The organism is Pseudomonas sp. URIL14HWK12:I5, from assembly GCF_900176445.1.
Lineage (GTDB): Bacteria > Pseudomonadota > Gammaproteobacteria > Pseudomonadales > Pseudomonadaceae > Aquipseudomonas > Aquipseudomonas monteilii.
Genome location: NZ_FWXQ01000001.1, coordinates 360,867 through 385,350 on the forward strand (window position 1 = coordinate 360,867; position 24,484 = coordinate 385,350).

A 24,484-nucleotide genomic window follows, 5' to 3' on the forward strand; every position below is an offset into this window, starting at 1 on the left:
TGACGCATGAATAAAATGGGCAAGACGTTGCTGGCCGCAGCCCTGATGGGTGCCATGGCTACTGCTGCACAGGCTGAAGACAAGGTGTTGAACGTCTACAACTGGTCGGACTACATCGCACCAGACACCATCGCCAAGTTCGAGAAGCAGACCGGTATCAAGGTCAAGTACGACGTCTTCGACAGCAACGAAACCCTCGAAGCCAAGCTGCTGGCCGGTAAGTCGGGCTACGACATCGTGGTGCCGTCCAACAACTTCCTGGCCAAGCAGATCAAGGCCGGTGTGTACGAAGAACTGGACCGCTCCAAACTGCCGAACTGGAAGAACCTCGACACCGATCTGCTCAAAGCCGTTGGCGACGCCAGCGACAAGGACAACAAGCACGCCTTCCCGTACATGTGGGGTTCGATCGGCATCGGCTACAACCCGGAGAAGGTCAAGGCCGCGCTGGGCGTGGACAAGATCGACTCGTGGGACGTGGTGTTCAAGCCTGAGAACATCGCCAAGCTCAAGAGCTGCGGCGTGAGCTTCCTCGACGCCCCGACCGAAATGCTGCCAGCCGCGCTGCACTACCTGGGCCTGCCGACCGACAGCACCAAGAAAGAAGACCTGAAGGCCGCCGAGGACCTGTTCCTCAAGATTCGTCCTTCTATCACCTACTTCCACTCGTCCAAGTACATCGGCGACATGGCCAACGGCAACATCTGCGTGGCCGTCGGTTACTCGGGTGACCTGGAGCAGTCCAAGGCCCGCGCCCACGAAGCTGGCGACAAGGTCAAAGTGGACTACGTGATTCCGAAAGAAGGTGCCGGCACCTTCTACGACATGGTCGCCATCCCGAAAGATGCCGAACATAAAGACGCTGCCTACCAGTTCATGGACTTCCTGATGCAGCCAGAAATCATGGCTGAAATCACCAACGCCGTGCGCTTCCCGAATGGCAACGCTGCCGCTACCCCGTTCGTGGACAAAGACATCACCAGCGACCCAAGCATCTACCCGCCAGCCGAAGTGAAGAAGCAGCTGTACGCAATCGCTGCGCCTGAAGCTTCTGCCCAGCGTGTGATCACCCGCAGTTGGACCAAGATCAAGTCGGGCAAATAACCCCGATGCGGCACCTCTGGGCCGGGGTTTCCCGGCCCAGAGCCAGTGAAAGGCAATTGATGATTGCGGCATCGAAGCTGCGAAGGTAAGTTGCGCGCCGGTTTTGCGTGTGCGGCAGCATTGTCGCTACCCAGGCACTGATTGTGAGGAGCACCCACTTGTCTATTTCTGTATTCCGCAAGGCCTTGATGGCTGGTGCGGGCCTGACGCTGGCATGCAGCGTCCAAGCGGCGCCTACGGTGCACTTCTACAACTGGTCCGACTACATCGGCCCAACCACACTCGCGGACTTCGAGAAAGCCACGGGCATCAAGCCCGTGCAGGACGTGTTCGACTCCAACGAAACCTTGGAAGGCAAGCTGCTGGCCGGTAACACCGGCTATGACGTGGTGGTGCCGTCCAACCATTTCCTCGGCAAGCAGATCAAGGCGGGCGCGTTCCAGAAGCTCGACAAGAACCTGCTGCCCAATTATTCCAACCTCGACCCGGCGCTGATGAAACGCCTGGAAAAGAACGACCCGGGCAACCAGTACGCCGTTCCCTACCTTTGGGGCACCAACGGCATTGGTTACAACGTCGACAAGGTGAAGGCCGCGCTGGGCGTGGACACCATCGACTCCTGGGCCGTCTTGTTCGAGCCCGAGAACATGAAGAAGCTCTCCAAGTGCGGTGTGGCCTTCCTCGACTCGGCGGATGAAATGCTCCCGGCGGTGCTCAACTACATGGGGCTCAACCCCAACAGCACCGACCCCAAGGATTATGTAAAAGCCGAGCAGAAGTTGCTGGCCGTACGCCCCTACGTGACCTACTTCCACTCGTCCAAGTACATCACCGACCTGGCCAACGGCGACATCTGCGTCGCGGCGGGCTTCTCGGGTGATGTGTTCCAGGCCAAGGCCCGCGCTGAAGAAGCGAAGAAGGGCGTGAACCTGGCCTACGCCATTCCCAAGGAAGGCGGCAACCTCTGGTTTGACGTGCTGGCGATCCCCAAAGATGCCAAGAACGTCAAAGAGGCGCATGCCTTCATCAACTATTTGCTGAAGCCTGAGGTTATCGCCCAGGTCAGTGATTACGTCGGTTACGCCAACCCGAACCCCAAGGCTGGCGACCTGATGGACCAGGCCGTGAGGACTGACGCCGCGGTTTACCCACCGCAGGAAGTGCTGGACAAGATGTTCGTGAACTCAGAGTTGCCACCCAAGGTGCAACGGCTGATGACCCGTAGCTGGACCAAGGTCAAGTCGGGCAAGTAATTATCCAGACCCGCAGCGCACCTGCAGACCAGGCCGCGCGGGCACAAAAATCTTGTTGGGAGTTTCACTCATGGCAGTTGCCTCCGGTGCCTATAAAAAAGCCCTCGAGGGTGGCCAGCAACCCAAGCAGGTGCTGGTCAAGATCGACCGGGTTACGAAAAAATTCGACGAAACCGTAGCCGTGGACGATGTGTCCCTGGAAATCCGCAAGGGCGAGATCTTCGCCCTGCTGGGTGGCTCCGGCTCGGGCAAGTCCACCTTGCTGCGCATGCTGGCCGGCTTCGAGCGCCCGACTGAAGGGCGGATTTTCCTCGATGGCGTCGACATCACCGACATGCCGCCCTACGAGCGGCCGATCAACATGATGTTCCAGTCCTATGCGCTGTTCCCGCACATGACCGTGGCGCAGAACATCGCCTTCGGCCTGCAGCAGGACAAGATGCCCAAGGCCGAGATCGACGCCCGCGTGGCCGAGATGCTCAAGCTGGTACACATGACCCAGTACGCCAAGCGCAAGCCGCACCAGCTGTCGGGTGGCCAGCGTCAACGTGTGGCCCTGGCACGCTCCCTGGCCAAGCGCCCCAAGCTGCTGCTGCTCGACGAGCCGATGGGCGCGCTGGACAAGAAACTGCGTTCGCAGATGCAGCTGGAACTGGTAGAGATCATCGAGCGCGTGGGTGTGACCTGCGTAATGGTGACCCACGACCAGGAAGAGGCCATGACCATGGCCCAGCGCATTGCCATCATGCACCTGGGCTGGATCGCCCAGATCGGCTCGCCGGTGGACATCTACGAGACCCCGACCAGCCGCCTGGTGTGCGAGTTCATCGGTAACGTCAACCTGTTCGAAGGCGAAGTGGTCGACGACGCCGAAGGCCACGCGATCATTGCCAGCCCGGAGCTTGAGCGCAAGATCTACGTGGGCCACGGCATCACCACGTCGGTGGAAGACAAGCACATCACCTATGCCCTGCGCCCGGAGAAGATGCTGGTCACCAGCCAGCAACCGACCTGCGAGCACAACTGGTCGCGCGGCAAGGTGCACGATATTGCCTACCTGGGTGGTCATTCGGTGTTCTACGTGGAGCTGCCGAGCGGCAAGATCGTCCAGTCGTTCGTTGCCAACGCCGAGCGCCAGGGCACCCGCCCGACCTGGGGCGATGAAGTGTACGTGTGGTGGGAAGACGACAGCGGCGTGGTGCTGCGGTCATGAAACCTCGCAAGCTCAAGCGAGCACTCCAGCGCATCATTCCGGAGGGGCGGCACCTGGTGATCGGCGTGCCGTTCATCTGGCTGTTCCTGTTCTTCATGCTGCCGTTCTTCATCGTGTTGAAGATCAGCTTTGCCGAAGCCGACGTGGCGATCCCGCCGTATACCGAGATCTATAGCTACGTCGAAGACAAGATCCAGTTGGTGCTCAACCTGGCCAACTACGGCCTGCTGACCGAGGATGAGCTGTACCTCTCGGCCTACCTGGGCTCGCTGAAGATGGCCTTCTTCAGCACCCTGCTGTGCCTGCTGATCGGCTACCCGATGGCCTACGCCATTGCCAACGCCAAGAAGGAGACGCAGACGGTATTGCTGCTGCTGATCATGATGCCGACCTGGACCGCGATCCTGATCCGTGTCTATGCCTGGATGGGCATCCTCAGCAACAACGGCCTGCTCAACGGCTTCCTGCTGTGGACCGGGTTGATCGACCAGCCGCTGCAAATCCTCAACACCAACCTGGCGGTGTACATCGGCGTGGTCTATTCGTACCTGCCGTTCATGATCCTGCCGCTGTTCGCCAACCTGGTGAAGCATGACCCTTCGTTGCTGGAGGCCGCTTCGGACCTGGGTTCGAGCACCTTCAACAGCTTCTGGAAGATCACCGTACCGCTGTCGAAGAACGGCATCATCGCCGGCTGCATGCTGGTGTTCATCCCGGTGGTGGGCGAGTTCGTGATCCCTGAACTGCTCGGCGGCCCGGAAACCCTGATGATCGGTAAGGTGCTGTGGCAAGAGTTCTTCAACAACCGTGACTGGCCGGTGGCCTCTGCCCTGGCGGTAGTGATGCTGGCGATCCTGATCGTGCCGATCCTGCTGTTCAACCGCAGCCAGGCCAAAGAAATGGAGGGCCGCGCATGAAACGCTTCAGTTTCTCCAAGCTGATGCTGGTGCTGGGCTTGCTGTTCATCTACCTGCCGATGCTGATCCTGGTGATCTATTCGTTCAACGCCTCCAAGCTGGTGACGGTGTGGGGTGGCTGGTCGATCAAGTGGTACGTCGGCTTGCTCGACAACACCCAGCTGATGGGTTCGGTGATGCGCTCGCTGGAAATCGCCTGCTACACGGCGGTGGCCGCGGTGGCGCTGGGGACCCTGGCGGCCTTCGTGCTGACCCGGGTCACCCGCTTCAAGGGCCGCACGCTGTTCGGTGGCCTGGTCACCGCGCCCTTGGTAATGCCCGAGGTGATCACCGGCCTGTCGCTGTTGCTGCTGTTCGTGGCCATGGCGCAGATGATCGGCTGGCCGCAGGAGCGCGGCATCGTCACCATCTGGATCGCCCATACTACGTTCTGTGCGGCGTATGTGGCGGTGGTGGTGTCGGCACGCCTGCGTGAGCTGGACCTGTCGATCGAGGAAGCGGCAATGGACCTGGGTGCCAAGCCGTGGAAGGTGTTCTTCCTGATCACCATCCCGATGATCGCGCCGTCGCTGGCGGCGGGCGGCATGATGTCGTTCGCGCTGTCGCTGGATGACCTGGTACTGGCCAGCTTCGTGTCAGGCCCGGGCTCGACCACCTTGCCGATGGAAGTGTTCTCCGCGGTGCGCCTGGGCGTGAAGCCAGAGATCAACGCTGTGGCTAGCTTGATCCTGCTGTCGGTGTCGCTGGTGACCTTCTTTGTCTGGTACTTCAGCCGCCAGGCCGAAGAGCGTCGTCGCAAGGCGATTCAGCAGGCGATCGAAGAAGGTGCGGCGGCCAATGCTTCGCAGCCGCAGGTCAAGCGCTCGGCGCAGGTGGCTGCTTCGGCCTGACCTGGCCCTTTCGCGGGCTTGCCCGCTCCCACAGGGTTCACCACTGGCTTGAAAGCTGTGATGTACCTGTGGGAGCGGGCAAGCCCGCGAAGGCCCCAGCACCGATTCAAAGCCATACCGCATCCCAGTGTGGATAGTCCCTGACACTCTTGACCAGACCAGCCCTCAAAGGATTGGCCACAATGTAGCGGGCCACATGCACCAGGCTTTCTTCCCGCCGCAGTGCATGGTCCTGGTAACCCGGTTGCCATATCCGTGTATGCCCCAAACCTGCTTTGCGCAATGCAATGGCTGTGCGTGATTTGAACTTGCGCATCAGTGTTCCCAATGTCACGTCCCTCAGTTCGATCAGCCAGTGCAAGTGGTCAGGCATGACTACCCAGGCCAGAGAGTGGCAGTCCCGAATGTCATGTGAAACTCGCAGGTGTTTGACCACCAGACGAGCATGGTGGAAATCATGAAACAGTGGCTGTCGTTGGTGCGTCACAGTAGTCAGCATGTAGAGCCTGCCTGGCTCGGAAAAGCGCCCTTGGCGGAGCCGGTGGGATTCAGCTAACGGCATCGCAAGCTTCCTTGAAATTGAAACGCTCCTTGAACGGTAGCGGTTCAACTGCCACTGCCGAGTGGCTGATCATTTCTGGATATGGCAGAAGTATTTGGGTGGATGTGCCGGCCTCTTCGCGGGCTCGCCCGCTCCCACAAGTACGGCACAGGCCTTAAGGCCGGCGCTTTCCCTGTGGGAGCGGGCAAGCCCGCGAAAGGGCCCTCAAGCCGTACGACTTTTCATCAATTCAAACCCAATGCTTCAGTCAGAGCAGCTTGGGAATTATCCTACGAGCCGTGTGGAAGCTGCTCTGTTGTAGGGGAAATGCCCCAGGGATAACGTCGTTGGGTCGCCATCTGTGGTGATCGGGTGTGAGAACCCGAACGATGTTGTATGGGTTTCCAGTCATGGCAGCCTACGTGGGCAGGCTTCGGCCTGGCCGGGTTCAATGTCCTCGGTTTCTCACCCCGCGTATGGCTGCCACCCCTTGTCCGTGAGAAAGACGAGTTGGCGGTTCAATAAACGACATTGGATTCCAACCATGACAACGCACGATCTTGATGCTCACCAAGTAAGTAACAGCACCACCGTCGGCCAAGAAACCTGCATGGACCTCTTCCGCGTCCAGGCCAATATCCCGTTCAACCATGCCTTCTCCGAACTGTCAGTCATGCTCGGATGCATCAACCACCTGACGACCGAAGCCGAGATGGAAAATGACCGATTGGCAGGTAGCGCAGCAAGAATCCTGAGTGGCTTTGCCAAAGCACTGATCGATGACATTGAGTTGGGGCTGAACAGGACTTCAGTTCAGGTCTGACCTGTACCGGCCTCTTCGCGGGCATGCCCGCTCCCACAGGTACAGCGCAGGTCTCAAGGTGGGCACTTAGCCTGTGGGAGCGGGCGAGCCCGCGAAAGGGCCCGCGTAGGCGTCGAAAATGCCCGGTTGTTCCCCGCCAGTGATGTTTATCGAACCCTGAACTACGCTGACAGTCGCATCCCACAAATCATTTGTGCGCAAGCAAGGAGCCAGCATGGCGTTGGTGCGTCCGCTGTCGGTCGTTTGCCTGGGGCTGCTGTACATGCTCACCGGCTGTAGCAAGGAAGAGGTCCCCGAGACGCTGCCTCGGGTGGGTGTGCAGCAAGTCCAGCCCACTGATTTCGCTGCCAGGGTCACCCTGACCGGTGATGTGCAGGCGCGGGTGCAGACCGACCTGTCTTTCCGGGTGGGCGGCAAGATCATTTCGCGCAGCGTCGATGTGGGCGACCACGTCAAGGCCAACCAGGTGCTGGCGCGGCTGGACCCGAAAGACCTGCAGAACAACGTCGACTCGGCGAAGGCCGAGGTGTTCGCCGCCCAGGCGCGGGTCACCCAGACCAGCGCCGCCTTTGTACGCCAGCAAAAACTGCTGCCCAAGGGCTACACCAGCCAGAGTGAATACGACTCCGCCGAAGCCGCGCTGCGCAGTAACCAGAGCGCGCTCAAGGCCGCCCAGGCGCAACTGGCCAACGCCAACGAACAGCTCAGCTACACCGCACTGGTCTCCGAGGCCGCCGGGGTCATCACCGAGCGCCAGGCCGAAGTGGGCCAGGTGGTGCAGGCCACCATGCCCATCTTCAGCCTGGCCACCGATGGCGACCGCGATGCGGTGTTCAACGTGTACGAATCGCTGCTGGTCGCACCGCCCAGCGATGCCGGGGTGATCGTCAGACTGCTGGATAACCCCAACGTCCAGGCACATGGCTTCGTGCGTGAAATCACTCCCACGGTGTCGGCGCAAAGCGGCACAGTGCAGGTCAAGGTAGGCCTCAAAGACGTGCCACCGGGCATGCAGTTGGGCGCACCGGTCACCGCCACCACCAATGCCCAGGGGCGGCCCAGCGTCGAGCTGCCGTGGTCGGCACTGACCAAAGCCCTGCATGAGCCCGCTGTATGGGTGGTGGGCGAGGGCGACAAGGTTGAACTGCGCAAGGTCGAGGTCAGCCGTTACCTCACCGGCAAGATCGTGGTCGCCAGTGGCCTGAAAGGTGGCGAGACCGTGGTGGTCAATGGCGGCCAATTGCTGCACCCCGGCATGCAGGTGCAGAAGGTCGATGCCAAGGCCGAAGGGGGTGAGCTATGAAGCGCCTGCTGCTGATGCTGTCGGCTGGCGTGCTGCTGGTGGGGTGCAGCAGCGAGGACGAGGTGCCAGAGCCGATTAGGCCCGTGCTGTCGGTGAAAGTCGAACCCCAGGTGCAGTCGCAGCTGGGCCGCTTTGCCGGCAGTATTCAGGCACGCTTTGAAAGTACCCTGGGCTTTCGGGTTTCCGGGCGTATCGCCCGTCGCTGGCTGGATGTGGGCGCCCAGGTAAAACCGGGCGACACCTTGGCAACCCTCGACCCGACCGACCAGCAAAACCAGCTGCGTGCTGCCGAAGGCGACCTGGCCAAGGTACAGGCCCAATGGATCAACGCTCAGGCCGACGCCCGCCGCCAGCAGCAACTGTACGACCGCGGGGTAGGCGCCCAGGCCCAGCTGGACATCGCCCAGACCAACCTGAAAACCACCAGCGCGGCGTTGGAGCAGGCGCGCTCTGCGCTCAGCCAGGCGCGTGACCAGCTCGACTACAGCACCCTGCGCACCGACCACGCCGCGGTAATCACTGCCTGGCAGGCCGAAGCCGGGCAAACCGTCACCGCTGGCCAGGCCGTGGTAACCCTGGCCAGGCCGGATGTGAAGGAAGCCGTGATCGACCTGCCGATCGGCTTGGCCGAGCAGTTGAGCAAAGGCCTGACCTTCACCGTTGCTTCGCAGCTGGACCCGACCATCAACACCACCGCCAGCCTGCGGGAACTGGAACCCCAGGCCGACGCCACCACGCGCACCCGCCGTGCGCGCCTGACCCTGGCGAGCACCCCGGCGGCCTTCCACCTGGGCACCGCCATCAGCGTGACCCTGAGTTCGGAGGTGTCGCCGCGCAGCGAACTGCCCTTGAGTGCCTTGCTCGAGCGCGACGGCAAGACCCAGGTATGGGTGATCGATACGCAGCAGAAGACCGTGGCCACTCGTGACGTGGCCCTGATCGGCCGCACCGCCGACAGCGTCGTCCTGAGCTCGGGCGTACAGCCCGGCGAGCGGGTGGTGACTGCGGGCGTGAACAGCCTCAAGCCCGGCCAGAAGGTCACCTTCGACGAGGATGCGCAATGAAAGGAAGCTTCAACCTGTCCGACTGGGCACTCAAGCATCAATCGTTCGTCTGGTACCTGATGTTCGTCGGCCTGCTGATGGGGATCTTCTCCTACTTCAACCTGGGCCGTGAGGAAGATCCGTCGTTCACGATCAAGACCATGGTCATCCAGACCCGCTGGCCCGGCGCGACCCAGGACGAAACCCTGTACCAAGTCACCGACCGTATCGAGAAGAAGCTCGAGGAACTCGACTCCCTCGACTACACCAAAAGCTACACCCGCCCCGGTGAATCCACGGTCTACGTGTACCTGCGCGATACCACCAAGGCCAAGGACATCCCGGACATCTGGTACCAGGTGCGCAAAAAGATCCAGGACATTCGCGGTCAGTTCCCTCAGGGCATCCAGGGGCCTGCGTTCAACGACGAATTCGGTGATGTATTCGGCTCGATCTATGCCTTTACCTCCGATGGCCTTACCCTGCGCCAGTTGCGCGACTACGTGGAGCAAGCCAGGGCTGAGGTCCGCGATGTGCCCAACATCGGCAAGATCGAGTTGGTCGGTACCCAGGATGAAGTGCTGTACCTGAACTTCTCCACCCGCAAGCTGGCCGCGCTGGGCATTGACCAGCGCCAGGTCATGCAGGCCTTGCAATCGCAGAACGCCGTGACCCCGGCCGGGGTGATCGAGGCCGGCCCCGAGCGCATTTCGGTGCGCACCACTGGGCAGTTCGCCTCGGAAAAAGACCTGGAAACGGTCAACCTGCGCATCAATGACCGCTTCTTCCGCCTGGCGGATATTGCCGATATCGAACGCGGGTATGTCGACCCGCCGTCACCCATGTTCCGCTACAACGGCCAGACTGCGCTCGGGCTGGCCATCGGCATGAAAGCCGGTGGCAACATCCAGGTGTTCGGTGCCGCGCTGAAAAAGCGCATGGACAAAGTGGTCGAGGACTTGCCGATAGGGGTTGGAGTACACACCGTGTCGGACCAGGCAGTGGTGGTGAAGCAGGCTGTCGGCGGCTTCACCAGCGCGCTGTTCGAGGCGGTGGTGATCGTACTGGGGGTGAGCTTCATCAGCCTGGGCGTGCGCGCAGGCCTGGTGGTGGCCTGCTCGATCCCGCTGGTGCTGGCCATGGTGTTCGTGTTCATGGAGTACAGCGGCATCACCATGCAGCGGATTTCGCTGGGCGCCTTGATCATTGCGCTTGGCCTGCTGGTGGACGATGCGATGATCACCGTGGAGGTGATGGTCACGCGGCTGGAGATGGGTGAAAGCAAGGAGCAGGCGGCAACCTTTGCCTACACCTCCACAGCCTTCCCCATGCTGACCGGCACCCTGGTGACTGTGGCCGGTTTCGTGCCGATCGGCCTGAACGCCAGTTCGGCCGGTGAATATACCTACACCCTGTTTGCCGTGATTGCCGTGGCGCTGATCGTGTCGTGGGTGGTGGCGGTGTTCTTCGCGCCCGTGCTGGGCGTACACATCCTTAGCAGCAAGGTCAAAGCCCATGAAGCCGAGCCTGGCCGCCTGGGCAGGGCGTTCGAACATGGCCTGCTGTGGTGCATGCGCAACCGCTGGTTGACCATCATCGGCACCGTGCTGTTGTTCGTGCTGGCCATTTTCTGTGAGCGTTTTGTGCAGAACCAGTTCTTCCCGTCCTCGGACCGCCCGGAAATCCTGGTCGACCTCAACCTGCCGCAAAACGCCTCGATCGAGGAGACGCGCAAGGTGGTCGACCGCTTCGAGGCACGGATCAAGGATGACCCGGACCTGGTGCACTGGAGCACCTACATCGGCCAAGGTGCCATTCGTTTCTACCTGCCTCTCGATCAACAATTGCAGAACCCCTACTACGCGCAGTTGGTGATCGTCAGCAAAGGCTTCGAAGAGCGTCAGGCCATGATGGATCGCTTGCAGAAGATCCTGCATGAAGAGTTCGTCGGCATCGGTACCAACGTACAGTCGCTGGAAATGGGCCCGCCGGTAGGGCGGCCGATCCAGTATCGGATCAGTGGTGGCAACATCGACGAGGTGCGCAAACACGCCATCGAACTGGCCACCTTGCTCGACCAGAACGAGCACATCGGCGAGATGATCTACGACTGGAACGAGCCGGGTAAGGTACTGCGGGTGGAAATCGCCCAGGACAAGGCACGTCAGCTGGGGCTGTCGTCGGAAGACGTGGCCAATGTGATGAACAGCATCGTCAGCGGTGTGCAGATCACCCAGGTCAACGACAACATCTACCTGGTCAACGTGGTGGCCCGTGCCGAAGACAGCGAGCGCGGCTCGCCTGATACCCTGCAAAACCTGCAGATACTCACCCCCAACGGCACCTCGATCCCTCTGCTGTCGTTCGCCACGGTGCGTTATGAGCTGGAGCAGCCGCTGGTGTGGCGCCGGGACCGCAAACCGACCATCACCATCAAGGCCTCGGTCAATGGCGACATCCAGCCCACCGACCTGGTGGCCCAGCTAAAGCCGAAGATCGACGAATTCGCCAGCAAGCTGCCAGTGGGCTTCGAAGTGGCCACCGGCGGTACGGTGGAGGAGAGCGCCAAGGCGCAAGGGCCGATCCGCAAGGTGATCCCGCTGATGCTGTTCCTGATGGCGACGTTCCTGATGATCCAGCTGCACAGCGTGCAGAAGCTGTTCCTGGTGGTGAGCGTGGCGCCGCTGGGGCTGATTGGCGTGATCATCGCGTTGGTGCCCACGGGCACGCCCATGGGCTTTGTGGCGATTCTCGGCATCCTGGCGCTGGCGGGCATCATCATTCGCAACTCGGTGATTCTGGTGACCCAGATCGACGAGTTCGAGGCCCAGGGCTTCTCGCCGTGGGACGCGGTGGTGGAGGCCACCAACCACCGGCGTCGGCCGATATTGCTGACGGCGGCGGCGGCTAGCCTGGGCATGATCCCGATTGCCCGCGAAGTGTTCTGGGGGCCGATGGCCTACGCCATGATTGGCGGGATCATCGTGGCCACCCTGCTGACGCTGCTGTTCCTGCCGGCGTTGTATGTGGCCTGGTACAAGATCCGCGAGCCTGAAAACAGCACTGAAACCCAACATTGAACCCTGTGGGAGCGGGCACGCCCGCTCCCACGGAGGCATTTGGGCGCCTGTAAAATCGCGAATTGAATTTGGTTATATAAACATTCTTAAACAGTATTTTTAAGAATAACTCCGCCTCACTATTATTGCCCTCAAGCCAGGCGCAAATCCCCTTCAAACCTCTGCCCGGCACCTCACTCCAAGGAGAACGAGCATGAGTGCATCTCTGCGTAGCATCGACGGTCAGGACGAAGCCACCATTCTGCGTGAAATCCAGAGCGCCTTGCGCGACCTGCGTTTCGGTGCGGTGGAGATCACAGTGCACAACGCTCAGGTCGTACAGATCGAGCGCAAGGAGAAGTTCCGCCTGCAACAGCCCGGCAACAAGTCCGGCTGATCGCACCACAACATTCAAAACTAGAAAAATGCCAATCGGGAGCTTCACCATGTCCATCCGCCGTTATGCGCTTGCCGCTCTGGCCAGTGCTGTTTTTGCCGGTTCCGCCATCGCCAAGGACTACGAACTGCTGAACGTGTCCTACGACCCGACCCGCGAGCTGTATCAGCAGTACAACGCCGAGTTCATCAAGCACTGGCAGCAGGCCCACCCGGGCGACAAGGTGAAGATCCAGCAGTCCCACGGTGGCTCGGGCAAGCAGGCCCGTGCGGTCATCGATGGCCTGCGTGCCGACGTGGTGACCCTGGCACTGGCCGGTGACATCGACGAAGTCGCCAAGCTCGGCAAGACCCTGCCGGATAACTGGCAGACCCGCCTGCCGGACGCCAGCACCCCGTACACCTCGACCATCGTGTTCCTGGTACGCAAGGGCAACCCGAAAGGCATCAAGGACTGGGGCGACCTGATCAAGAAAGACGTGTCGGTCATCACCCCCAATCCGAAAACCTCCGGCGGCGCCCGCTGGAACTTCCTGGCTGCCTGGGCCTACGGCCTGAAGACCGGCGGTAGCGAAGAGAAGGCCAAGGCCTACGTGCAGGAACTGTTCAAGCACGTACCAGTGCTGGATACCGGCGCCCGTGGCTCGACCATCACCTTCGTCAACAACGGCCAGGGCGACGTGTTGCTGGCCTGGGAAAACGAAGCCTTCCTGGCGCTGAAGGAAGACGGTGGTGCCGACAAGTTCGACATCGTCGTGCCGTCGCTGTCGATCCTGGCCGAGCCGCCAGTGGCCGTGGTGGACAAGAACGCGGAGAAGAAGGGCAATACCGACATTGCCACCGAATACCTGAAGCACCTGTACAGCCCGGCCGGGCAGAAGATTGCCGCAGAGAACTTCTACCGCCCGCGTGACGAGAAAGTCGCTGCCGAATTCGGCAAGCAATTCCCGAAACTGGACCTGGTAACCATCGACAAGGACTTCGGTGGCTGGAAAACTGCACAACCGAAATTCTTCAATGATGGCGGTGTGTTCGACCAGATCTATCAGGCACAGTAATCGCCAAGGAAAAACGGGGCTGCGCAGCAACCCCGGGATTCAGAGTCTTGCACCAGCCCGGGATTGATTCCGGGCTTAGTGCGTTCAACCAGGGATATTTATGTCACGCCGCATTTCTCCCGTCATACCCGGCTTCGGGCTGACACTGGGCTACACCTTGGTGTACCTCAGCCTGATCGTGCTGATACCGCTGGCAGCCATGTTCATTCATGCCTCGCAGCTGACCTGGGAGCAGTTCTGGAACATCATCAGCGCGCCGCGGGTAATCGCCGCGCTCAAGCTGAGTTTCGGTACTGCCCTGTTCGCCGCCATCATCAACGGGGTGATCGGCACCCTGCTCGCGTGGGTGCTGGTGCGCTACACCTTCCCTGGGCGCAAGATCATCGACGCGATGATCGACCTGCCGTTCGCCCTGCCTACCGCCGTTGCCGGTATCGCCCTGACCGCCCTGTACGCGCCTGCGGGCTGGGTCGGCCAGTTCGCCACCGACCTTGGTTTCAAGATCGCCTACACCCCGCTGGGCATCACCCTGGCGCTGACCTTCGTCACCCTGCCGTTCGTGGTGCGTACGGTGCAGCCGGTACTGGCAGACATCCCGCGTGAAGTGGAGGAGGCCGCCGCCTGCCTGGGCGCCAAGCCGCTGCAGGTGTTCCGTCATATTCTGGCGCCGGCCCTGCTACCGGCCTGGCTCACCGGTTTTGCCCTGGCCTTCGCCCGCGGCGTGGGTGAGTATGGTTCGGTGATCTTCATTGCCGGCAACATGCCGATGAAGACCGAGATTTTGCCGCTGCTGATCATGGTCAAGCTCGACCAGTACGACTACACCGGCGCGACCGCCATCGGCGTGCTGATGCTGGTGGTTTCCTTCATCCTGCTGCTGCTGATCAACCTGCTGCAGCGCCGCATCGAAACCCCTTGAAGGAGGCCGGCATGTCCAGTTCATCCCTGAGTGCAAGCGCGGCCGCCAACGCCGCCCGCCGTGGCAGCGCCACTTCGCGGCGCATCCTGATCGGCCTTGGCTGGCTGGTGTTCGCGCTGTTTCTGCTGCTGCCGCTGGTGATCGTGGTATCACAGGCGCTGAAGAACGGTTTTGGCACCTTCTTCGAGGCGATTTTCGAGCCCGACGCGCTGTCGGCATTGAAGCTCACCCTGCTCGCCGTGGTCATTTCGGTGCCGCTGAACCTGGTGTTCGGTGTCAGCGCCGCCTGGTGCGTCAGCAAGTACACCTTCCGTGGCAAGAGCATTCTGGTCACCCTGATCGACCTGCCGTTCTCGGTGTCGCCGGTGATCGCCGGCCTGGTCTACGTGCTGATGTTCGGCGCGCAAGGCCTGTTCGGGCCATGGCTGCAGGACCACGACATCCAGATCGTGTTCGCGCTGCCGGGGATCGTCCTGGCGACCATTTTCGTCACCGTGCCGTTCGTGGCCCGTGAGCTGATCCCGCTGATGCAGGAGCAGGGCACGCAAGAAGAGGAGGCCGCGCGACTGCTCGGCGCCAACGGCTGGCAGATGTTCTGGCACGTGACCTTGCCCAATATCAAATGGGGCCTGATCTATGGCGTGGTGCTGTGTACCGCACGGGCCATGGGCGAGTTTGGCGCGGTGTCGGTGGTGTCGGGCCACATTCGTGGCGTGACCAACACCTTGCCGCTACACGTGGAGATCCTCTACAACGAGTACAACCACGTCGCGGCCTTCAGCGTGGCCAGCCTGTTGCTGATCCTGGCGCTCTTCATCCTGCTGCTCAAGCAGTGGAGCGAGAACCGTATTAACCGCCTGCGCCACAGCGCCGCGGAGGAATGATTCATGTCGATCGAAGTTCGTAACGTCAGCAAGCGCTTCAACAGCTTCCAGGCCCTGGACAACATCAACCTGGACATCAACAGCGGCGAGCTGGTGGCTTTGCTCGGCCCGTCCGGCTGCGGCAAGACCACGCTGCTGCGCATCATCGCCGGCCTGGAAACCCCGGACCAGGGCAATATCGTGTTCCACGGCGAAGACGTGTCCGGCCATGACGTGCGTGACCGCAACGTCGGTTTCGTGTTCCAGCACTACGCGCTGTTCCGCCACATGAGTGTGTTCGACAACGTCGCTTTCGGCCTGCGCATGAAGCCCAAGGGCGAGCGCCCGAGCGAAAGCAAGATCGCCGAGAAGGTGCATGAGCTTCTGAACATGGTGCAGCTGGACTGGTTGTCCGACCGCTACCCCGAACAGCTGTCCGGTGGCCAGCGTCAGCGTATCGCCCTGGCCCGCGCGCTGGCGGTGGAGCCCAAGGTGCTGCTGCTGGACGAGCCGTTCGGTGCACTGGATGCCAAGGTGCGCAAAGAGCTGCGCCGCTGGCTGGCTAGGCTGCACGAAGACATCAACCTGACCTCGGTATTCGTGACCCACGACCAGGAAGAAGCCATGGAAGTGGCCGACCGTATCGTGGTGATGAACAAGGGCGTGATCGAGCAGATCGGCTCGCCGGGCGAGGTGTACGAGCAGCCGGCCAACGACTTCGTCTACCACTTCCTGGGCGACTCCAACCGCCTGGCCTTGAGCGAAGGGCACCATGTGCTGTTCCGCCCGCACGAAGTGTCGCTGTCGCGGCATGAGACCGAAGGGCACCATGCGGCCGAGGTGCGGGATATTCGGCCGTTGGGGGCTACAACGCGGGTGACCTTGAAGGTGGAAGGGCAGAGCGAGCTGATCGAGGCCGAGGTGGTCAAGGACCATGACAGCCTGACCGGGTTGGCGCGGGGGGAGACCCTGTTCTTCCGGCCGAAGGTTTGGCAGAAGGTGGCGGATATCTGACCCAGCTTTGATGATGAAAACCCGGGCTTGGTCCCGGGTTTTTTATGCCTGCCAGATTGCCGGGGCTGCTTAGCAGCCCTCGCGGCAATCTCATGCCTTGCACGAATATTTTGCATGCCTGCAATGCATCGTTTTTGCACCGACCAGTTGCAGCCCGCACAATCCGTGGCTTTCACACTACCTCTCAAAAGCAATATTCAATTAAGTTCTAATCATAATTTTAAACATTACTTTAAGAGATAAGCCTCTGGCCCCGATGATTCAGCCATACCTGAATCGAGACCCCAGGAGTTTGATCAATGGGTAATGTCCAGTCGGCCGTCAGGGCCTACGACCAGCCATGGCGCCCGGCCCCGGGCGACCTGGTCGAGCTTGGACGCACGCTTCGCCTCCCGCTGGGCCAGCTGCGCCTGCAACGCACGCCTGTCAGCGGGCTCAAGCGCCGCGACAAGCTGGTGTTGGGCCTGCTGGTGCTGGCCCTGCACGGCGCTGCGGCGTACTGGGTAAGCCAGGCACCCACGCCAGAGCTACCCGTGGTGCCACCGCAAGTGCCGCCCATGACCATCGAGTTCGCAGCGCCAGCGCCGCCTGTGGTCGAACCGCCACCGCCTGCGCCTGCACCGCCTGTCGTCGAGCCGCCGCCACCACCACCCGTGATCGACGAACTGGCCGCCAAGCCCAAACCCAAGCCAAAACCCGTGCCCAAGCCGGTGGTCAAGCAAGCACCCAAACCACAGCCCAAACCGGTCGAAGCACCACCGCCAGCCCCAGTGGCCGCCCCGGCACCACCTGCGCCCGCACCACCCGCGCCGGCCCCGGTTACGCCCGCTTCGGCCAACGCCGCGTACCTGAAAAACCCGGCGCCGGAGTATCCGCAGATGGCCCAGCGGCGGGGTTGGGAAGGCACCGTGCTGCTGCGGGTAGAGGTGCTGCCCAGCGGTAAACCCGGGCAGATCCAGGTCCAGAAGAGCAGCGGCCGTGATGCCCTCGACGCCGCCGCGCTGGCCGCGGTGAAACGCTGGAGCTTCGTGCCCGCCAAGCAGGGCGACGTGGCCCAGACCGGCTGGGTCAGCGTGCCGATCGATTTCAAGCTTCGCTAACTTTTCGCAGAACACAGGAAGACATCATCATGAGCCTGCTGGCATCCCCCCTCGAATCCGTTGAAAGCGCAGTCATCTGGCTGCTGGTTGGTTTCTCTGTCGTCACGTGGGGCCTGGCCCTGGTCAAGGTCGCGCAGTTCGTGCGGTTGAAGAACCAGGACAAACGCTTCCACCAGCAGTTCTGGGCGGCCTCCAGCCTGGACTCGGCCGCCGAGCTCAGCCACGAGCTGCCCGGCCCGGCTGCCCGCGTTGCCCAGTCTGGCTATGCCGCGATTGCCGTCGGCGACACCCAGGCCAACGACCTGAGCCACGCCATCAACCACCAGGACCGCCTGGAGCGTGCCCTGCGCCAGCAGATCGTGCGTGAGCGCCGCTCGCTGGAAACCGGCCTGGCAGTGGTCGCCAGTATCGGCAGCACCTCACCTTTCATCGGCCTGTTCGGCACTGTGTGGGGCATCATGGAAGCACTCAAGGGCATCAGCGCGGCCGGCTCCGCCAGCCTGGAAACCGTAGCAGGTCCAATTGGTGCGGCATTGGTGGCAACCGGTGTGGGCATTGCCGTCGCCGTGCCTGCGGTGCTGGTCTACAACTACTTCCTGCGCCGCCTCAAGCTGACCGCTGCCGACCTCGACGACTTCGCCCACGACTTCTACAGCCTGGCGCAGAAGAGTGCCTTCCGCGTGCTGGTGCACCCCGCCGTGCACAAGCCACAGGCCGGTTTCACCCAGCCCGTGAAGGAGGCGTCCTGACATGGCTTTTTCGACCCAGGACAGCGACGAAGTCCTCAGTGAAATCAACGTCACGCCGCTGGTGGACGTCATGCTGGTGCTGCTGGTGGTGTTCATCGTCACCGCGCCGCTGTTGACCAACGCCATCCCCATCAACCTGCCCAAGACCGAGGCCGTAGCCCCTGTAGAGCAGAAGGACCCGCTGGTGGTCAGCATCGACGGTGAAGGCAAGCTGTTCATCAACAAGGACCAGATCCAGCCCGACCTGCTGGAAACCAGCCTCAAGGCCGCCAAGGACAAGGACGCAGACGTGCGCGTGCAGCTGCAGGCCGATGACGGCGTTAACTACGGCGAAGTGGCGCGGGCCATGGCAGCCATCGAACGTGCAGGCATCAGCAAGCTGGCGGTGATTACCGCACGCTGATACCCGCCAAACCTCTTCAGGCAAGTGCTTATGGGCCACATCTCTTGGCAGGGGGTGGCCCTTTTTTTTGCCGTGACAGGTCCAGCGCCTGTGAGGTCGAGCGCCGCCCGCGCGGCGCTCGGTCTCACAACCGACAATTCTCTCAAGGTGTACATTTAGGTTATTAATAAATAGCTTCTTATTCCTTTACGAATATAACTCCCTCCCTATACTGGTCTCCAAGCACGCAAACTTACTGGAGGCGTCCCCATGCGCAATGAGTCGATTCGCTACCTGATTGTGCCGGGCTGGCAAGGATCGCCAGACAACCATTGGCAAAGTCACTGGCAGCGCACCCTGCCCAACAGTGCCAGGGTGGAGCAGCACGACTGGCTGACCCCGCAGCGCCAGGACTGGGTGCAGGCACTGGAGCAGGCGATTGTTGCCGAAGAGTCGCCGGTGATCCTGATTGCCCACAGCCTGGGCTGCATCACCGTCGCCCATTGGGCTGCGCAGGCCAGCCCGGCCTTGCTGCGACGTGTGCGTGGCGCGCTGTTGGTGGCACCAGCGGACGTCGAGCGGCCCACCTGCGCGCCAGCCTTGCGCAACTTTGCGCCGATCCCGACCGACGCACTGCCGTTCCCCAGCCAGGTGGTCAGTTCGGACAACGACCCGGCCGTGAACGTGCCACGGGCGCTGTACCTGGCCCAGGCCTGGGGCGCCGAGGCGGGGTTGCTGAGCAACGCCGGGCACATCAACGTCAAGTCCGGCCATGAGCGCTGGGAGCAAGGCTTCGCCTACTTGTACCGCTTGCAAAGCCGGGTTGAGCAGCGCGCACTGCGCCGCGCCTGATCGCCTTTAACGCTTACCTGACGCCCGGCCAATGAAGGCCTGGGGCGGGAGTTTGTCATGACTTTTCAAAACCCGTTTGGCCAGCCGCTGCTGACCTTTCCCGAGCTGGACAAGAGCCCGCTGAGCATCCGCGCCAAGGCGCTGGTGTTCATCGACCCGCGTTCGCAGCAACTGCGCGAAGACCTTGAGCGCCTGGCGCCGCAACCCTTGCCCGTGCTGATCCGTGGCGAAACCGGCACCGGCAAGGAGTTGCTGGCACGGCAGATCCATCGTGCCAGCGACCGCAGTGGTTTGTTCGTGTCGGTCAACTGCGCGGCCATCAGCCCCACCTACGCCGATGCCGAACTGTTCGGCTACAGCGCCGGCAGCCAGGGTGGCACGGCCAGCAGCCGCGCCGGCTGGTTCGGCTCGGCCAATGGCGGCACGTTGTACCTGGACGAGATCGCCGACTTGCCGCTGGCCATCCAGGGCAAGCTGCTGGCCGCCCTGGAAAACCGCGAAGTCACCCGGGTGGGCGCGCAGCAGCCGCAGCCGGTGGATGTGCGGCTGGTGGCCGCGACCAGCATCGATCTGGCGCGGGTGGTGCGTGCGGGGCGCTTCAACGAGCGCCTGTACCAGTACCTGCGCGAGGGGGCGCTGGAGCTGCCGCCGCTGCGCGAACGGCCGGGCGATATCCTGCCATTGGCCGAGTACTTCGTGGGCATCTACAGCGTGCGGCTGCAGCGGCCTGTGGCGCTGGTGAGCGAGGCGGCGCAGCAGGTGCTGGAGGCGCATCCCTGGCCCGGCAACACCCGTGAACTGGAGAACGTCATCCACTTCGCCTTGCTGGTCAATGACGGCGAAGAGCTGCAGCCAGAGGACCTGGACCTGCCCAACCCCGCGCGCTAGACATCGCTCATAAGCAAAGTGGCTGATGGCGATTTGTTTTTGGAATAAGCAGCTAAGTAAAAGGTATTGTTGCGGCATAAAAAATCCAGCTATTGTCCGCCTCACGCCCGCTGGTGAACCGGTTGGGCACCCAATTCGCCATCGTCGATGGCCCAGAACCAGAACAAGGACCACCATGAAGAAGACCCTGCTGACCACTGCCCTGGCCGCTGCCCTGTCGTTCGCCGGCCTGGCTGCCGCCGCCGAGAAACTGGTAGTTGCCGCAACCCCGGTACCGCACGCCGAAATCCTCGAGCTGATCAAGCCGACCCTGGCCAAAGAAGGTGTGGACCTGCAGATCAAGGTCTTCACCGACTACGTGCAGCCGAACGTGCAGGTTGACCAGAAGCGCCTGGACGCCAACTACTTCCAGACCCTGCCGTACCTGAAGAGCTTCAACGAAGGTAAAGGCACCCACCTGGAAACCGTGATCGGCGTGCACGTTGAGCCGTTCGGTGGTTATTCGAAGAAGATCAAGAACCTGTCCGAGCTGAAGGAAGGCGCTACCGTTGCCATCCCTAACGAAGGCAGCAACAGCGGCCGCGCCCTGATCCTGCTGCAGAAGGCTGGCCTGATTACCCTGAAAGACCCGAAAAACGCGCTGGCCACCCCCAAGGACATTGCCGAGAACCCGAAGAAGCTGAAGTTCCGCGAGCTTGAATCGGCCATGCTGCCGCGTGTGCTGGACCAGGTCGACCTGGACATGATCAACACCAACTACGCCCTGGAAGCTGGCCTGAACCCGGCCAAGGATGCGCTGGTGATCGAAGGCGCCGACTCGCCGTACGTGAACTTCCTGGTTGCCCGCCCGGACAACAAGGACAGCGAGGCCATCCAGAAACTGGCCAAGGCCCTGACCAGCCCCGAGGTGAAGGCATTCATCGCCAAGAAGTATCAAGGTGCTGTGCTGCCGGCGTTCTGATGCGGTTGGAGATTCTTGCGTGACCAAACGCCGACACCCTTGTGTCGGCGTTTTTGTTTCTGGGGCTGCTTTGCAGCCCCAGGATGTATGCCCCGGTGAAAATGCTCGGTGATATGCATATGCAATAAAGGTATTTATTAAAAAGTTTTTAGATCATTAGAGTCTAGTCATTGTGCCCCCGCGCACTCTGCAGACTTGCTCTACCCATGACATTCGACACCGCATTCATCCTCAGCACGCTACCCGCCTTTCTGAAGGCCGTGGGCGTGACCTTGCAGGTAGGCCTGATCGCCATCGCCACCTCGCTGCTGGTCGCCCTGGTCAATGCCACCCTGCTGGTCCTGCGCGCCCCCTACCTGTGGCGCCTGGTCAAAGCCTATGTGGAGCTGGCCCGCAACACGCCGCTGCTGATCCAGCTGTTCTTCGTCTACTTCGCCTTGCCGAGCCTGGGCCTGAAGATTTCCGGTTTTTCTGCAGCGATCATCACCATGACCTTCATGGGCGGTGCCTACCTCACCGAAGTGTTGCGGGCCGGCATCGAGGCGGTGCCTCGTGCCCAGCTTGAGTCCGGGCGCTCCATCGGCCTGTCCGAGGGCCAGCTGCTGCGCCATGTGGTGCTGCCCCAGGCCGGTATCCTCAGCCTGCCAGCGCTGTTCGCCAATTTCATCTTCCTGCTCAAGGAAACCACCGTGGTGTCGGCGGTGGCCGTGCCGGAAATCCTCTACACCACCAAGAACTACATCGCGTTGTACTACAAGACCTACGAAATGCTCGCCGTGCTGACCTTGCTCTGCGTGCTGTTGTTCCTGCCGCTGTCGTTGCTGCTGCGCTACGTGGAAAGGAGGCTGCAACATGGCCAGTTCGGGGTTTGACCTTTTGCTGCAGGCGCTGCCGCAGCTGGCCGGTGGCGCCGCGCAGACCCTGGCCATCTCGGCGCTGGGCATCCTGTTCGCGACGCTGGGTGGCGTGCTTTACGGCGTGCTGGCAACCCTGGGCAACCGGGCCCTGAACATCGCCTTGCAGGTGTACCTGGAGTTGTTCCGCGCCATCCCGGTGCTGGTCTGGTTGTACCTGGTGTTCTTCGGCCTGCCGATTTTCTTTGCGCTAAGCATCCCCAGTTTCTGGTGCGCCGTGCTGGTGCTGGCCCTGTGGGGCGCCAGCGAGGTGGGCGAGGTCGTGCGTGGTGCACTGGCTTCCCTGCCGCGTGGCCAGCGCGAGGCCGGGTTGTCCATCGGCCTGGCCGGCTGGCAGCTGTATGGCTACGTGCTGCTGCCGCAGGCGCTCAAGCGCATGACTCCACCGACCATCAACATCTACACGCGGATCATCAAGACCAGCTCGCTGGCCGTGCTGATTGGCGTGGTCGAGGTGATCAAGGCCGGCCAGCAGATCATCGAACGCACCTATGAATCGGTGCTGATCTACGGCGCCTTATTCCTGTTCTTCTTCATCGTCTGTTATCCGCTGTCCGCCGCCTCGCGCGTGCTGGAACGCCGCTGGGCACACTCATGAGCGCATTGATCGAATTTCAGGGTTTCAACAAGTTTTTTGGCGAGCACCAGGTGCTCAAGGACGTCGACCTCAAGGTGGCGGCCGGCGAAGTGGTGGTCATCCTCGGCCCCAGCGGTTGCGGCAAGAGCACGCTGCTGCGCTGCCTCAACGGTCTGGAACAGGCCCACAGCGGCCACCTGCGCCTGGCCGGGCAAGAGCTGCTGGCCCCGCGCACCGACTGGCGCGACGTCCGCCAGCGGGTGGGCATGGTGTTCCAGAGCTATCACCTGTTCGGCCACATGAGCGTGATCGACAACCTGCTGCTCGGCCCGCTCAAGGTGCAAAAGCGCGAACGTGCCGAAGCCCAGGCCCAGGCCGAGGCGCTGCTGGCACGGGTCGGCCTGCTGGACAAGCGCGACGCCTTCCCCCGGCAGTTGTCCGGGGGCCAGCAACAGCGCATCGCCATTGTGCGTTCACTGTGCATGAACCCCGAGGTGATGCTGTTCGACGAGGTTACCGCAGCCCTCGACCCCGAGATGGTCAAGGAAGTGCTGCAGGTGATCCAGGGCCTGGCCCGCGACGGCATGACCTTGCTCATCGTCACCCATGAAATGGCCTTCGCTCGCGCGGTGGCCGACCGCATCGTGTTCATGGAGGCCGGCAGGATCCTTGAACAGGGCAACCCCGAGAGCTTCTTCACCCAACCGCGGACCGCACGCGCGCAGCAGTTCCTGGAGAAATTCTCCTTCGTAGAAAGCCTGCCGAAAACACTGCACAAGGAACTGTCATGAAAACTGCCAACCTCTCCAAACTGCTGGCGCCGCTGTTCGGCCTGGCGCTGCTGGCCGGCTGCAACAAGGCCGAAGAGCCACCCAAGCCTGCGGCGGCCTCGCCGGCCACCAGCTACCTGGAAACCATCAAGGCCCGCGACAAGCTGATTGTCGGGGTGTTCACCGACAAGCCGCCGTTCGGCTTCGTCGATGAAAAAGGCCGCTACGTGGGCTTTGATACCGACATCGGCCGTCGCCTGGCCAAGGACCTGCTGGGCGATGAGAACAAGGTCGAGTTCGTTGCCGTGGAACCCGCCAGCCGTATTCCATTCCTGCAGAGCGACAAGGTTGACCTGATCCTCGCCAACATGACCGTTACCCCGGAGCGCAAAGAGGCGGTGGACTTCACCAACCCCAACCTGCGTGTTGCTGTGCAGGCCATCGTGGCTGATGGCAGCCCGGTGCAGAAACTCGACGACCTGGCCGACAAGACCATCATCGTCACCACCGGCACCACGGCCGATATCTGGCTGACCAAAAATCACCCTGACTGGAAACTGCTCAAGTTCGAGAAGAACAGTGAATCGCTGCAAGCCCTGGCCACCGGTCGCGGCGATGCCTATGCCCAGGACAACCTGATCCTGTTCAGCTGGGCCAAGCAGAACCCGGGCTACCGTGTGCTGCCTGAGTTGCTGGGTGAAGAAGCACCGATTGCGCCGGCGGTGAAGAAGGGCAATACCGAGCTGCGTGACTGGGTGAATGCCGAGCTGGCGAAGCTTGGTGAAGAGAAGTTTCTGCTGAAGCTGTATGACCAGTATGTGCGCAAGGAGCTGAGCGATGACACCAGGCCGGAAAGCGTAATTGTGGAAGGGGGCAAGTGGCAGGGCTGACCATG

25 protein-coding genes are annotated in these 24,484 nt (G+C 61.8%); 24 read left to right on the forward strand and 1 reads right to left on the reverse strand.

Annotation, left to right across the window (positions count from 1 at the left end):
* Window positions 1-6 precede the first annotated feature (6 nt).
* From B9A31_RS01720 to B9A31_RS01740, 5 genes are all read left to right on the forward strand, one after another.
* Window positions 7-1,104: a polyamine ABC transporter substrate-binding protein gene (locus B9A31_RS01720; protein ID WP_019098655.1), complete on the forward strand. Its 1,098-nt coding sequence runs from the start codon at window positions 7-9 to the stop codon at window positions 1,102-1,104.
* A 158-nt stretch (window positions 1,105-1,262) separates the two neighbouring features.
* Window positions 1,263-2,357, forward strand: coding sequence for a polyamine ABC transporter substrate-binding protein (locus B9A31_RS01725; protein ID WP_019098654.1), 1,095 nt, complete (start codon window positions 1,263-1,265; stop codon window positions 2,355-2,357).
* Window positions 2,358-2,427: 70 nt separating this feature from the next.
* Complete coding sequence (potA, locus tag B9A31_RS01730) at window positions 2,428-3,570, forward strand: polyamine ABC transporter ATP-binding protein (RefSeq protein WP_016392438.1); 1,143 nt, start codon at window positions 2,428-2,430, stop codon at window positions 3,568-3,570.
* Between the two features lie 35 nt (window positions 3,571-3,605).
* Window positions 3,606-4,487, forward strand: a complete 882-nt coding sequence (locus B9A31_RS01735) for an ABC transporter permease subunit (protein WP_174244686.1) — start codon at window positions 3,606-3,608, stop codon at window positions 4,485-4,487.
* The gene (locus tag B9A31_RS01740) at window positions 4,484-5,377 is read left to right on the forward strand and encodes an ABC transporter permease subunit (protein WP_019098651.1); all 894 of its coding nucleotides are present in this window, start codon (window positions 4,484-4,486) and stop codon (window positions 5,375-5,377) included. Before B9A31_RS01735 ends, B9A31_RS01740 begins: the two co-directional genes overlap by 4 nt.
* Before the next feature lie 106 nt (window positions 5,378-5,483).
* Here the strand turns inward: B9A31_RS01740 and B9A31_RS01745 are convergent, their stop codons facing one another.
* Window positions 5,484-5,939 (reverse strand): REP-associated tyrosine transposase, encoded by a 456-nt coding sequence (locus B9A31_RS01745; protein WP_019098650.1) that lies wholly within the window; start codon window positions 5,937-5,939, stop codon window positions 5,484-5,486.
* Between the two features lie 523 nt (window positions 5,940-6,462).
* Here B9A31_RS01745 and B9A31_RS01750 point away from each other — a divergent pair.
* The 19 genes from B9A31_RS01750 (at window position 6,463) to B9A31_RS01840 (ending at window position 24,479) form a co-directional block, all read left to right on the forward strand.
* Complete coding sequence (locus tag B9A31_RS01750; protein ID WP_050547871.1) at window positions 6,463-6,741, forward strand: DUF3077 domain-containing protein; 279 nt, start codon at window positions 6,463-6,465, stop codon at window positions 6,739-6,741.
* 214 nt (window positions 6,742-6,955) lie between these two features.
* Entirely contained in the window at window positions 6,956-8,044 is a 1,089-nt protein-coding gene (locus B9A31_RS01755; RefSeq protein ID WP_019098648.1) for an efflux RND transporter periplasmic adaptor subunit, read from the forward strand.
* Window positions 8,041-9,108, forward strand: coding sequence for an efflux RND transporter periplasmic adaptor subunit (locus tag B9A31_RS01760; RefSeq protein WP_019098647.1), 1,068 nt, complete (start codon window positions 8,041-8,043; stop codon window positions 9,106-9,108). Before B9A31_RS01755 ends, B9A31_RS01760 begins: the two co-directional genes overlap by 4 nt.
* Window positions 9,105-12,167: an efflux RND transporter permease subunit gene (locus tag B9A31_RS01765; protein WP_019098646.1), complete on the forward strand. Its 3,063-nt coding sequence runs from the start codon at window positions 9,105-9,107 to the stop codon at window positions 12,165-12,167. Before B9A31_RS01760 ends, B9A31_RS01765 begins: the two co-directional genes overlap by 4 nt.
* Before the next feature lie 193 nt (window positions 12,168-12,360).
* Window positions 12,361-12,543 (forward strand): sulfur starvation response protein OscA, encoded by a 183-nt coding sequence (gene oscA / locus B9A31_RS01770; RefSeq protein WP_016489716.1) that lies wholly within the window; start codon window positions 12,361-12,363, stop codon window positions 12,541-12,543.
* 49 nt (window positions 12,544-12,592) lie between these two features.
* Window positions 12,593-13,600, forward strand: coding sequence for a sulfate ABC transporter substrate-binding protein (locus B9A31_RS01775; protein WP_019098645.1), 1,008 nt, complete (start codon window positions 12,593-12,595; stop codon window positions 13,598-13,600).
* Window positions 13,601-13,700: 100 nt separating this feature from the next.
* A complete protein-coding gene (gene cysT, locus B9A31_RS01780; protein WP_012274724.1) occupies window positions 13,701-14,519 on the forward strand; it encodes a sulfate ABC transporter permease subunit CysT in 819 nt (272 codons plus the stop codon).
* A gap of 11 nt (window positions 14,520-14,530) precedes the next feature.
* Complete coding sequence (cysW, locus tag B9A31_RS01785) at window positions 14,531-15,403, forward strand: sulfate ABC transporter permease subunit CysW (protein ID WP_004575843.1); 873 nt, start codon at window positions 14,531-14,533, stop codon at window positions 15,401-15,403.
* 3 nt (window positions 15,404-15,406) lie between these two features.
* The gene (locus tag B9A31_RS01790; protein ID WP_019098644.1) at window positions 15,407-16,396 is read left to right on the forward strand and encodes a sulfate/molybdate ABC transporter ATP-binding protein; all 990 of its coding nucleotides are present in this window, start codon (window positions 15,407-15,409) and stop codon (window positions 16,394-16,396) included.
* A gap of 299 nt (window positions 16,397-16,695) precedes the next feature.
* Complete coding sequence (locus tag B9A31_RS01795; protein WP_025752181.1) at window positions 16,696-17,496, forward strand: energy transducer TonB; 801 nt, start codon at window positions 16,696-16,698, stop codon at window positions 17,494-17,496.
* A 29-nt stretch (window positions 17,497-17,525) separates the two neighbouring features.
* On the forward strand, window positions 17,526-18,245 hold the full coding sequence (locus B9A31_RS01800; RefSeq protein WP_016712577.1) for a MotA/TolQ/ExbB proton channel family protein: 720 nt from the start codon (window positions 17,526-17,528) through the stop codon (window positions 18,243-18,245).
* Between the two features lies 1 nt (window position 18,246).
* Window positions 18,247-18,648: an ExbD/TolR family protein gene (locus B9A31_RS01805; protein ID WP_016712576.1), complete on the forward strand. Its 402-nt coding sequence runs from the start codon at window positions 18,247-18,249 to the stop codon at window positions 18,646-18,648.
* A gap of 249 nt (window positions 18,649-18,897) precedes the next feature.
* Window positions 18,898-19,479 (forward strand): alpha/beta hydrolase, encoded by a 582-nt coding sequence (locus B9A31_RS01810; RefSeq protein WP_019097334.1) that lies wholly within the window; start codon window positions 18,898-18,900, stop codon window positions 19,477-19,479.
* Between the two features lie 57 nt (window positions 19,480-19,536).
* A complete protein-coding gene (locus B9A31_RS01815; RefSeq protein ID WP_025752184.1) occupies window positions 19,537-20,367 on the forward strand; it encodes a sigma 54-interacting transcriptional regulator in 831 nt (276 codons plus the stop codon).
* Window positions 20,368-20,542: 175 nt separating this feature from the next.
* Window positions 20,543-21,328, forward strand: coding sequence for a MetQ/NlpA family ABC transporter substrate-binding protein (locus B9A31_RS01820; protein ID WP_019097332.1), 786 nt, complete (start codon window positions 20,543-20,545; stop codon window positions 21,326-21,328).
* Window positions 21,329-21,534: 206 nt separating this feature from the next.
* Window positions 21,535-22,200: an amino acid ABC transporter permease gene (locus tag B9A31_RS01825; RefSeq protein WP_027609996.1), complete on the forward strand. Its 666-nt coding sequence runs from the start codon at window positions 21,535-21,537 to the stop codon at window positions 22,198-22,200.
* Entirely contained in the window at window positions 22,181-22,840 is a 660-nt protein-coding gene (locus tag B9A31_RS01830; protein WP_027609997.1) for an amino acid ABC transporter permease, read from the forward strand. Before B9A31_RS01825 ends, B9A31_RS01830 begins: the two co-directional genes overlap by 20 nt.
* A complete protein-coding gene (locus B9A31_RS01835; RefSeq protein ID WP_027609998.1) occupies window positions 22,837-23,610 on the forward strand; it encodes an amino acid ABC transporter ATP-binding protein in 774 nt (257 codons plus the stop codon). Before B9A31_RS01830 ends, B9A31_RS01835 begins: the two co-directional genes overlap by 4 nt.
* Window positions 23,607-24,479: a transporter substrate-binding domain-containing protein gene (locus tag B9A31_RS01840; protein ID WP_027609999.1), complete on the forward strand. Its 873-nt coding sequence runs from the start codon at window positions 23,607-23,609 to the stop codon at window positions 24,477-24,479. Before B9A31_RS01835 ends, B9A31_RS01840 begins: the two co-directional genes overlap by 4 nt.
* Window positions 24,480-24,484 lie beyond the last annotated feature (5 nt).